This window comes from Acidimicrobiales bacterium (genome assembly GCA_036399815.1).
Lineage (GTDB): Bacteria > Actinomycetota > Acidimicrobiia > Acidimicrobiales > DASWMK01 > DASWMK01.
Map to the genome: position 1 here is coordinate 1 of DASWMK010000042.1, position 10,379 is coordinate 10,379.

The following is a 10,379-nucleotide window of genomic DNA, read 5'->3' on the forward strand; positions in this document are numbered from 1 at the left end:
CCGCGAGGCACCGCTCGGCCCGGCCGCCCCCCAGCCGACCAGCGCCACGCCCACGGCGGCCACGGCCGCCGCTGCGCGCCACGCTCGCCGCATCGCCCGCCACCCTAGCCAGCCGGCCGCCGCCGTCCACCGTGCCCCGGCGGGCGGGGCCGGGGGTCGGGGTGGCGGTGACCCGGCGGTAGCGTGGCCCGCCGTGCCCGCCCGAACCATCGCCGCCGTCGCGCTCGCCCTCGTCCTCGCCTCGTGCGGCGGGAGCGACCACGGCGGCCACGACAACAGCGCCGTGCCCGATGGGGCGCGGTCGGTCGACGTCGTCGCCAGGGACTTCGCCTTCGAGCCGGCGACGATCGAGGTCGAGCCGGGCGAGCCGATCAGGGTGGCGCTCGAGATCCGCAACGAGGACCACGACTTCGTGATCGACGAGGCCGACGCCCACATCGGCGGGGAGGACGGCGAGACCGCCGTCGGCGGGTTCACGGCGCCCGAGGAGCCCGGCGAGTACACCTACTACTGCTCGGTCGCCAACCACCGCGACCTCGGCATGCAGGGCACCCTGGTGGTCGGTCAGGCCACCCCGTAGACCCGGTCGGGGCGGACGAGCACGGCCGTCCGCCGCTCCTCGGCCATCACCCGGTCGTATTCGTCCCAGTCGTCGTGGGTGCCGCCGGCCGCGGTGAACACGTCCCGCAGCAGCCCCGGCAGGCCGGCCGGGTCGAAGCCGGCCAGCGGGTCGTCCGGCCCGACCAGCTCGGCCGGCCCCTCGACGGCCAGCCAGCGCCACCCGGCCCGCAGCACCACCGTGGTGTGCGGGCGCTCCCGCAGGTTGGCCAGCTTCCTCGTGTCGGCCCGGGCCACGAAGGCGACGACCGGCCCGCCGCCCACCGGGTGGTCGAGCACGCCGGCGTTCACGACCGACGCCTGGGCCGTCCCGTCGGCCCGCACCGTGGCCACCACCGCCAGCCCGGCGTCCTCGGCGACCATGGCCCGCACGTCCTCGATCCCGGGCATCAGCGGGGCCGCCCGCCGGCCAGCTCGACGATGGCCGGCCCGGCCTTGTCCGGCGACCCGGCGTCGAAGGGCGGCTCGGGGTCGTACTCGATGGCGAGCTGGATGGAGCGGGCGACGTCGTCGCCGGCCAGCCGGGCGGCCAGCACCAGCGCCATGTCGATGCCCGACGACACGCCGGCGGCCGTGACGATGCGGTCGGCCGAGTCGACCACCCGGCGGCCGACGGGCCGGGCACCGAGGGCCTCGAGCTCGCCGACGGCCCGCCAGTGGGTCGCCGCCTCGCAGCCGTCGAGCAGGCCGGCGGCGGCGAGGAGCAGCGAGCCGGTGCAGACCGACGCCGTCCACGTGGTCGTGGCGTGCACCTGGCGGATCCAGGCGAGCAGCGGCTCGTCCCGCACGAGCGGCCGGGTGCCGAAGCCGCCGGGCACGACGAGCACGTCGGCCGCCGGCACGTCCGCGAGCGGGGTGGCGGCCACGAGCGACAGGGTGCCGTCGGTGGCCTGGGGCCCCGGCCGGGCCGCGGTGAACACGACCTCGGCGCCCGGCAGCCGCTGGAGCACTTCGTAGGGGCCGACGGCGTCGAGCGCGGTCACCCGGTGGAACAGGAGGATGGCGACGAGCATCGCCGCCGACCCTAGGTCACGGGCGGAAGGGCGGGTCCTCCCACCAGGGGAAGAACGGCGGCAGGTCCCCGCTCACCCGGCCGGGGAAGCGGGCCGGGCGCTTCTCCAGGAAGGCGGTGACCCCCTCGACCACGTCGGCGCTGCGCCCCAGGTGGAACAGGGCCTGGGAGTCGACCCGGTGGGCCTCGATCGGGTGCGACGCGCCGAGCATCCGCCACAGCAGCTGGCGGGTGACGGCCACCGACACCGGCGCCGTGTGCTCGGCGATCTCCCTCGCCAGCGCGTGGGCGGCCGGCAGCAGCTCGTCGGGCGGGTGCACGGAACGCACCAGGCCGCCGTCGAGCGCCTCGTCGGCGCCGAACACCCGGCCGGTCGCGCACCACTCGATGGCCCGGCTGATGCCCACCACCCGGGGCAGGAACCAGCTCGAGCAGGCCTCGGGCACGATCCCCCTGCGGGCGAACACGAACCCGAAGCGGGCGTCGCGCGACGCCAGCCGGACGTCCATGGGCAGGGTCATCGTCACCCCGACGCCGACGGCGGGGCCGTTGACGGCCGCGATGACCGGCTTCTTCGAGGCGAAGATCCGCAGGGTCAGCAGCCCGCCGCCGTCGCGGTGCTCCTCGGCCCGCTCGGAGCCGCCGTGCGCGGCCGGGTCGAACGTGTCCCCGCCCGAGGACAGGTCGGCCCCGGCGCAGAAGGCCCGGCCCCGGCCGGTGACCACCACGGCCCGCACGGCGTCGTCCTCGTCGGCCCGGTCGAAGGCGTCGAGCAGCTCCCGCAGCATGGTGGCGGTGAACGCGTTGAGCCGGTCGGGCCGGTCGAGGGTGATCGTGAGGACGCCGTCGGCGACGTCGGTGGCGACCTGGGTGGGCGGCATGGCGCCGCAGCGTAGGAGCGCTACAGGTACGGCACGGGGTCGACCGGGTTGCCGTTGATCCGCACCTCGAAGTGGAGGTGCGGGCCGGTCGACACGCCGGTCGAGCCGACGTAGCCGATCACGTCGCCCCGGCGGACGACGTCGCCGACGGCCACCCCGATCCGGCTCTGGTGCCCGTACAGGGTCGACATGCCGTCGCCGTGGTAGATGACGACGCAGTTCCCGTAGCCGCCGTTCACGCCGGCGAGGACGACGGCGCCGTCGGCGGCGGCCAGGATCTCGGCCCCCATCTGCCCGCCCATGTCGAGGCCGGTGTGGAGCCGCCGGGTGCCGTAGATCGGGTGGATGCGGTAGCCGTAGCCCGAGGTGACCGTCGCCCCCGGCAGCGGCCACAGCAGCGGCACGTCGGGCCGCTCGACCAGCGGGGGGTCGGCGTTGGCGGCCGCCTCCTCGGCGGCCCGCTGGCGCTCGAGGGCGGCCTGGTACTCCTGGAGCAGGGCGGCGATCCGCGCGTTCTCCGCCTGGAGGGCGGCGATGCGCTGCTCGTACTCGGACCGCTTCTCCCGCACCTGCTCGAGCAGGTCCTGCTGGCGGGCCTCCTCCATGCGGGCCTGGGCCTGCGCGTCGACGAGGTGCTGGCGGGCGGCCTCGAGGCTGGCCCGGCGCTCGGCGACCTCGTCCCGGTGGCCCTCGGCCTCCTCCCTCGCCCGGTCGGCGTCGAGCGCGAGCGCGTCGACCTCCTCCCGCAGGCCCTCCACCTGCTGCACGAGGTCGTGCTGGTGGGCGACGATGGCCTCGGCGTAGACCATCCCCGAGCTCATCTCGGCCGCGTCCTCGGCCATGAGCAGAGCGAGGCTGACGTCCTCCTCGCCGCCGCCGGCGTAGGCGGCCACCGCCTGGCGGCGCAGCCGGTCCCTCGCCGCCACCAGCCTGGCCGTCACCTCGTCCACCCGCAGCTCGGCGTTGACGTAGGCCGCGTAGGCCTGGTCGTAGCGGTGCTGGGCGTCCTCGAGCCGCCGGGTGGTCGCCCGCAGCTCGGCCGTCAGGTCGACGACCTGCTGGTCCAGCTCGGCCCGGCGCTCGGTCGCCTGGCGGTAGGCGAGCAGCAGGGCCGCCTCCTCGGCGACGGCCTCGTCCAGGTGCTGCTGGAGCTCGGGGAGGGTCTCGGCCTCGTGGAACGTGGTCGTCGTCGTGCTCGGCGGCGCCGGCTCGCCGGCGGCGGCGCCCGGTGCGGCGACGGCCAGCCCGCCGGCCACGACCACCGCGACGACCCGTCTCCAGCCCCTCCGCACGAGGGGAACATCGGCACCCGGCCGGGCCGGGTGAAGTGCTCAGACGTCGAGGAAGCGGGTGACCGCGAACCCCGAGCCCACCGTGCCGAGCACGACGCCGATGGCGAGGATGGCGAGGACGATGACCGTCACCTCGTCGCTCGCCACCGTGAACCCCTGGAGGATCTGGAGGTTCTCCGCCTGGGACAGCCGGTCGGTGAACAGCCAGGCGTTCAGCGCGTAGACCGAGGCGACGGCCACGAGCGCGCCGGTCAGCCCCTGGATCAGGCCCTCGAGCATGAACGGGATGCGGATGAACCAGTTGGTGGCGCCGACCAGCTTCATGACCTCGATCTCCCGCCGGCGGGCGAACATGGCCATCCGGATGGTGTTCAGGACGAGGAACACGGCCGCGATCATGAGCACGCCGGCCACCAGCAGGATCCCGTTCGTGAGCCACGAGGACAGCGAGTCGATGGTGCGGACGGTGTCCTGCTCGGCCAGCACCTGGTAGACGCCGGGGTCGTCCTCGAACTCGTTGGCGAGGCCGGCGACGATGTCGGGGTCGGGGTCCTCGGGCACGACCCGGAACGAGGTCGGCAGCACCTCGGGGGTCATCACCTCGACCATGTCGGGCTGGTTGGCGAACATGCGCCGGAACTCCTCGAACGCCTCCTGCTGGTCCGTGAACTGCACGTCCCGGACCTGCGGGTTGGAGTCGAGGGCGCCGGACATGGCGTCCATCTGCGCCTCGGTGGCGTCGGGCTGCATGAACACGATGAACTCGATGCCGCCCTTCCAGCGCTGGGTGGCGTTGTCCACGCCCTGGCGCAGGAGGAGGGCCCACCCGACGAGGGAGAGCGACACCATGATGGCGGCCACCGAGGCGGCCGTGAGCGTGACGTTTCTGCGGAAGTTCCCGAACGTCTCGCGGAGGACGTAGTCAGCCTTGATCGACATGTGCTTCGCTCACTCGTAGACGCCGCGGACCTGGTCGCGCACGATCGAGCCCTTGTCCAGCTCGATGACCCGCCGGCGCATGCTGTCGACGATGCTGCGGTCGTGGGTGGCCATGACCACGGTCGTGCCCGTCCGGTTGATGCGGTCCAGCAGCCGCATGATGCCGACGGAGGTGGCCGGGTCGAGGTTCCCGGTGGGCTCGTCGGCGAGCAGGATCAGCGGCCGGTTGACGAACGCCCTGGCGATCGACACCCGCTGCTGCTCGCCGCCGGACAGCTCGTGGGGCAGGTTCTCGAACTTCTTGGCCAGCCCGACCAGCTCGAGGATGGCGGGCACCTGGGTCTTGATGACGTGCTTCGGGCGCCCGATCACCTCGAGCGCGAACGCGACGTTCTCGTAGACCGTCTTGTTGGCGAGCAGCTTGAAGTCCTGGAACACGCAGCCGATGTTGCGGCGCAGGTAGGGGACCTTCCAGCTGCTCAGCTCGGCGATGTCCTTGCCGGCCACCCAGATCTTGCCCCGCTCGGGGCTCTCCTCCTTGTTGAGGAGGCGGATGAACGTCGACTTGCCGGAGCCCGAGGGCCCGACGAGGAAGACGAACTCACCCTTCTGGATGTCGACGGTCGCATTGTTGAGCGCGACGACGTCGCCCTTGTAGACCTTCGTGACGTTTTCGAGCTTGATCATGAGGCAGCCAGGCGCGCGAGTGGTGGGGTCGCTCCGCCCGCCGGGGATCGAGGGTAGCAGCGGGCTTCGCCAGTTCCAGATCGGCCCGGCGCGGGGCGAGTCGAGTGGTTACCCTGCCCGGCTCGTGACCCCCATCGAGGACGTCCTCACCCGGGCACTCACGATGTGGGGGCGGGAGTACGAGTTCGGGTTCGAGATCGGGCCGAGCCGCAAGCGCCCGCAGGAGGCGGACTGCTCGGAGCTGGTCGAGTGGGCCTGCGGCCGGGCCGGCGTCACGCCGATCGTGCCCGACGGCGCCTACTTCCAGTGGGTGCACTGCGGCAACCACGAGACCCGCATCCCGGTGCAGCAGGGCATCGACACCCGGGGGGCGCTGCTGTTCATGGGCGACGGCATCGGCTTCGGGCGCGACGCCATCCACCACGTCGCCTTCTCCCTCGGCGACGGGACGACCATCGAGGCGAGGGGCGAGGCCTGGGGCATCGGGGTGTTCTCGGCCGTCGGGCGGGACTGGACCTTCGCCGGGCGGATCCCCGGCGTGGAGTACGGCCCGCCGTCGCCGTTCCCCCGCATCGAGCGGACGCTCGAGCACGGGATGGAGGGCGAGGACGTGAAGTGGGCCCAGTTCCTGCTCGGCAACGCCCGGCGCCGGTGGATCGAGCCGGACGCCCCCGACAGGGGCTGCGACGGCGTGTTCGGCGACCTCACCAGGGACGCGACCATCGGCTTCCAGGAGGACTGCAACAAGCTGGGCCTCGACCCGCCGTTCCAGGCCTCCGGCCGCATCGGCCCCTACACGCTGCAGGTGTGCGGCTACCTGATCGCCAACGGGGCGACGGCCAAGCCCGTCCTCCCGAGCGTCCGGGTCGGCGGCCCACCCCGCCGCCGCCCCTAGCCCGGCCGCCTGGCGCAGGTCGGCGGTCCCGAGGCCGCCCGCCGCCCGCAGGCAGCCCGGCGCGCCGCCGCCCCTAGGCCGTCGGTCCCCAGGCCGGCGGTCCCGAGGCCGCCCGCCCGCGTGGCGCAGTCGGCGGTCCCGAGGCCGCCCGCCGCCCGCCGGCAGCCTGGCCCGCCGCCCATCGGGGGCGCGCCGGCCGTCCCCGGCCCGACTAGGAGCCGGCGGCCTCCAGGGCGCCGCTGCGCTGCCAGCGGAGCCAGGCCTCCATGAACGGCTCGAGGTCGCCGTCGATCACGCCGTCGACGTTGCCCGACTCGTGGCCGGTCCGCAGGTCCTTCACCAGCTGGTACGGGTGGAGCACGTACGAGCGGATCTGGCTGCCGAAGCCGACCCGGTGCTGCTCGCCCCGCAGGGCTGAGAGCTCGTCCTCCCGCTTCTGGCGCTCCAGCTCGGCCAGCCGGGCCTTCAGGATCTGGAGGGCCCGGTCCTTGTTCTGGTGCTGGCTGCGCTCGTTCTGGCACGACGTGACGATGCCGGTCGGCAGGTGGGTGATGCGCACCGCCGAGTCCGTCTTGTTGACGTGCTGGCCGCCGGCGCCCGATGACCGGTAGGTGTCGATGCGGAGGTCCTTCTCGTCGATCTCGACGTCGACCTCGCTGTCGTCGAGCATCGGCACCACCCCGAACGAGGCGAACGCCGTCTGCCGCTTGCCCTGCGCGTTGAAGGGTGACATCCGCACGAGCCGGTGCACGCCCCGCTCCGAGCGCAGCCACCCGTAGGCGTAGCGGCCCTTCACGACGAACGTGGCGGAGCTGATCCCCGCCTCGGCCCCCGCCGACACGTCGTCGAGCTCGACCTCGTAGCCCCGCCGCTCGGCCCAGCGGAGGTACATGCGCAGGAGCATGTTGGCCCAGTCCTGCGCGTCGGTGCCGCCCTCGCCGGAGTTGATCTCGCAGATGGCGTCGCGCTCGTCGTGCTCGCCGGCGAACAGGGACCGCCGCTCGAGCTGGTCGAAGGAGGCGGCCAGGGCGGCGACGGCGTCGGCGATCTCCTGCTCGACCGAGTCGTCGTCCTCCTCCTTCGCCAGCTCCGTCAGGGTCTCGGCGTCGGACAGCCGGGCGGCGAGCCCGTCGTGGAGCGCCAGGTCGTCCTGCACGGCCGACAGCTCGCCGGTGACCTTGCGGCCGACGTCGGGGTCGTCCCACAGGTCGGGCCGGGACGCCTCCGCCTCGAGCTGGGCGAGGCGGTTGCGCAGCTCGGCGATGCGCAGGTACGTGGCGGCCTCGTCGAGGCGGCGCCGCAGCCCGGCGAGGTCGTCGCTGAAGTCCCGCACGCCGTCCCCCGGCCTACCGGCCGTGGCAGAGCTTGTACTTCTTCCCGCTGCCGCAGGGGCAGGGGGCGTTGCGGGGCGTCTTCTCCCAGTCGCTCTTGACGATCGGCGTGTTGACCTGCTCCTCGACCTCCTCGGGGGCCTCCCGGCCCTCGGCCGCGGCGTGGGCGCGGGCGGCGTCGGCCATGCGGGAGGAGCCGCCGGCGGTCGAGGGGTCCTCCGGGGCGCTGTAGGTCACGTCCCGGACCGGCACCTCCTCCTGCTGGGGCTGGTTGACCACGACCTGCACGTGCATCACGTACTTCACGAAGTCCTGCGAGATGGCGTGCATCATCTGGGAGAACATCTCGAAGCCCTCCCGCTGCCACTCCACCAGCGGGTCCTTCTGGCCCATGGCCCGGAGGTTGATGCCCTCCTGGAGGTAGTCCATCTCGTAGAGGTGCTCGCGCCAGTGCTGGTCGATGATGCGGAGCATCACCTGGCGCTCGACCTCGCGCATGGTGTCGACGCCGAGCTCCTGCTCCCTCGCCTCGTAGTGGGCGACGGCGTCGTCCATGAGCAGGTCGACGAGCTCGTCGGTGGTGGCCGCCTGCTCCAGGCGCTCGAGGCCGAGCGAGGTGGGCCAGTAGGTGAGGACCTCGTTGCGCAGCCCGTCGAGGTCCCACTCCTCGGAGAACTCCGAGACGCAGAAGGTGCGGACGGTGCTGTCGACCGCGTCGGACAGGGCCTCCATGGCCTCGTCGCGCAGGTCGGCCTGGTCGAGGATCTGGTCGCGGCGCTTGTAGATGACCTTGCGCTGCTCGTTCATCACCTCGTCGTACTTGAGGACGTTCTTGCGGATCTCGGCGTTGCGCTGCTCGACCGTGTTCTGGGCCCGCTCGATGGCCTTGGTGACCATCCGGGCCTCGATCGGCGTGTCCTCGGGCAGCGCCTTGCCCATGACCCAGTTCATGGCGCCGGTGGCGAACAGGCGCATGAGGTCGTCCTCGAGGGACAGGTAGAACCGGCTCTCGCCCGGGTCGCCCTGGCGGCCCGAGCGGCCCCGCAGCTGGTTGTCGATGCGGCGGCTCTCGTGGCGCTCGGTGCCGAGCACGTACAGCCCGCCGAGCTCCCTGACCTTCTCGCCCTCGAGCCGGCACTCCTCGGAGAACTTCTCGACGAGGTCCTCGTACTGGGCCCGGCCCTCGTCGCTGTCGAGCTCGACGCCGGCGGCGACCACCTCCCGGCGGGCGAGGCCCTCCGGGTTGCCGCCGAGGACGATGTCGACGCCCCGCCCGGCCATGTTCGTCGCGACGGTCACGCTGTGGAGGCGCCCGGCCTGGGCGACGATCTCCGCCTCCCTGGCGTGCTGCTTGGCGTTCAGCACCTCGTGGGCGATGCCCCGGCGGTCGAGGGCCCGGGACAGCTTCTCGGACTTCTCCACCGAGATGGTGCCGACGAGCACGGGCTGGCCCCGGTCGTAGCGCTCGACGATGTCCTCGACGACCGCCCCGAACTTGGCGTCCTCGGTCTTGTAGATGAGGTCGGGCTGGTCGATGCGGACCATCGGCCGGTTGGTCGGGATGGGGACGACTTGGAGGTCGTACGTGCTCGCCAGCTCGGCCGCCTCGGTCGTGGCCGTGCCGGTCATGCCGGCGAGCTTGTCGTACATGCGGAAGTAGTTCTGGAGGGTGATCGTGGCGAGGGTCTGGTTCTCCTCCTTGATCCGCACCCCCTCCTTGGCCTCGACCGCCTGGTGGAGGCCCTCGGACCAGCGCCGGCCCTCGAGGATGCGGCCGGTGAACTCGTCGACGATCTTCACCTCGCCCTGGTGAATGATGTAGTCCTTGTCCCGCTTGAACAGCTCCTTGGCCCGGAGGGCGGCCTGGAGCTGGTGGACCAGGTTCTGGGAGACCTCGTCGTACAGGTTGTCGATGCCGAGGGCCTTCTCGACCTTCTCGATGCCCGACTCGGTGGGGGCGACGGTCCGCTTCTCCTCGTCGACGTCGTAGTCGACGTCGCGCACGAGGCCCCGGACGATGCTCGCGAACTTGTAGTACAGCTTCGCCGCGTCGGCCGCCCGGCCGCTGATGATGAGCGGCGTGCGGGCCTCGTCGATCAGGATCGAGTCGACCTCGTCGACGATGGCGTACACGTGGCCCCGCTGCACCTGGCGGGCGCGGGACATCGCCATGTTGTCCCGCAGGTAGTCGAACCCGAACTCGTTGTTCGTCCCGTAGGTGATGTCGCAGGCGTACTGGGCCCGCTTGAAGTCCGGGTCGTAGGTGCCGGGCACGATGATGCCGACGGTCAGGCCCAGCCAGCGGTGGATCTGCCCCATCCACTCGGCGTCCCGGCGGACCAGGTAGTCGTTGACGGTGATCTGGTGCATGCCCCGGCCGGCCACGCCGTTCAGGTAGGCCGGCAGGGTCGACACGAGGGTCTTGCCCTCGCCCGTCTTCATCTCGGCCACCCAGCCGAAGTGGAGGGCGGCGCCACCCATGAGCTGGACGTCGTAGTGGCGCTGGCCGATCACCCGCTTCGCCGCCTCGCGGGTGACGGCGAACGCCTCGATCAGCAGGTCGTCGAGGTCGGCGCCGTTGTCGAGGCGCTGGCGGAACTCGCCGGTCTTCGCCCGCAGCTCGTCGTCGGACAGCGCGGCGAGCTCGGGCTCCCAGGCGTTGACGTCGGGGACGAGGCCCCCGAGCGCCCGGAGCTTCTTGCCCTCGCCGGCGCGGAGGATGCG

Annotated in this window: 10 protein-coding genes; 2 read left to right on the plus strand and 8 right to left on the minus strand. The window is 72.6% G+C overall.

The genetic code is table 11. The annotated features are described in order from the left end of the window. Positions 1–193 precede the first annotated feature (193 nt). Complete coding sequence (locus tag VGB14_02735) at positions 194–580, plus strand: plastocyanin/azurin family copper-binding protein (protein ID HEX9991821.1); 387 nt, start codon at positions 194–196, stop codon at positions 578–580. On the opposite strand, the gene VGB14_02740 is transcribed toward VGB14_02735, so the two are convergent. Genes VGB14_02740 through ftsE form a run of 6 tightly spaced genes read right to left on the minus strand, consistent with a single transcriptional unit; the run spans position 565 to position 5,429 of the window. After that, complete coding sequence (locus tag VGB14_02740) at positions 565–1,008, minus strand: TIGR03618 family F420-dependent PPOX class oxidoreductase (protein ID HEX9991822.1); 444 nt, start codon at positions 1,006–1,008, stop codon at positions 565–567. The two genes, VGB14_02735 and VGB14_02740, sit on opposite strands and share 16 nt — an antisense overlap. After that, positions 1,008–1,631, minus strand: coding sequence for a DJ-1/PfpI family protein (locus VGB14_02745; GenBank protein HEX9991823.1), 624 nt, complete (start codon positions 1,629–1,631; stop codon positions 1,008–1,010). Before VGB14_02745 ends, VGB14_02740 begins: the two co-directional genes overlap by 1 nt. A 16-nt stretch (positions 1,632–1,647) precedes the next feature. Further along, on the minus strand, positions 1,648–2,511 hold the full coding sequence (locus VGB14_02750) for a crotonase/enoyl-CoA hydratase family protein (protein HEX9991824.1): 864 nt from the start codon (positions 2,509–2,511) through the stop codon (positions 1,648–1,650). A 20-nt stretch (positions 2,512–2,531) separates the two neighbouring features. After that, positions 2,532–3,803, minus strand: a complete 1,272-nt coding sequence (locus VGB14_02755; protein HEX9991825.1) for a peptidoglycan DD-metalloendopeptidase family protein — start codon at positions 3,801–3,803, stop codon at positions 2,532–2,534. 39 nt (positions 3,804–3,842) lie between these two features. Beyond that, a complete protein-coding gene (locus VGB14_02760; GenBank protein ID HEX9991826.1) occupies positions 3,843–4,742 on the minus strand; it encodes a permease-like cell division protein FtsX in 900 nt (299 codons plus the stop codon). Positions 4,743–4,751: 9 nt separating this feature from the next. Further along, entirely contained in the window at positions 4,752–5,429 is a 678-nt protein-coding gene (gene ftsE, locus VGB14_02765; protein ID HEX9991827.1) for a cell division ATP-binding protein FtsE, read from the minus strand. 124 nt (positions 5,430–5,553) lie between these two features. Here ftsE and VGB14_02770 point away from each other — a divergent pair, with 124 nt between their 5' ends. Further along, the gene (locus VGB14_02770) at positions 5,554–6,324 is read left to right on the plus strand and encodes a hypothetical protein (GenBank protein HEX9991828.1); all 771 of its coding nucleotides are present in this window, start codon (positions 5,554–5,556) and stop codon (positions 6,322–6,324) included. A gap of 211 nt (positions 6,325–6,535) precedes the next feature. On the opposite strand, the gene prfB is transcribed toward VGB14_02770, so the two are convergent. Then, positions 6,536–7,657 carry a peptide chain release factor 2 gene (gene prfB / locus VGB14_02775; GenBank protein HEX9991829.1) on the minus strand — a complete coding sequence of 374 codons (1,122 nt, stop codon included), beginning with the start codon at positions 7,655–7,657 and terminating at the stop codon, positions 6,536–6,538. 13 nt (positions 7,658–7,670) lie between these two features. Continuing rightward, positions 7,671–10,379: preprotein translocase subunit SecA (gene secA, locus VGB14_02780; GenBank protein ID HEX9991830.1), on the minus strand; the 2,709-nt coding region annotated here is incomplete at its 5' end.

What these genes read in the sequence shown, in the direction of transcription:
- VGB14_02740 (HEX9991822.1), bottom strand. Translation starts at nt 1,008, where the DNA reads ATGCCCGGGATCGAGGACGTGCGGGCCATGGTCGCCGAGGACGCCGGG.
- VGB14_02760 (HEX9991826.1), bottom strand. Translation starts at nt 4,742, where the DNA reads ATGTCGATCAAGGCTGACTACGTCCTCCGCGAGACGTTCGGGAACTTC.
- VGB14_02750 (HEX9991824.1), bottom strand. Translation starts at nt 2,511, where the DNA reads ATGCCGCCCACCCAGGTCGCCACCGACGTCGCCGACGGCGTCCTCACG.
- ftsE (HEX9991827.1), bottom strand. Translation starts at nt 5,429, where the DNA reads ATGATCAAGCTCGAAAACGTCACGAAGGTCTACAAGGGCGACGTCGTC.
- VGB14_02745 (HEX9991823.1), bottom strand. Translation starts at nt 1,631, where the DNA reads ATGCTCGTCGCCATCCTCCTGTTCCACCGGGTGACCGCGCTCGACGCC.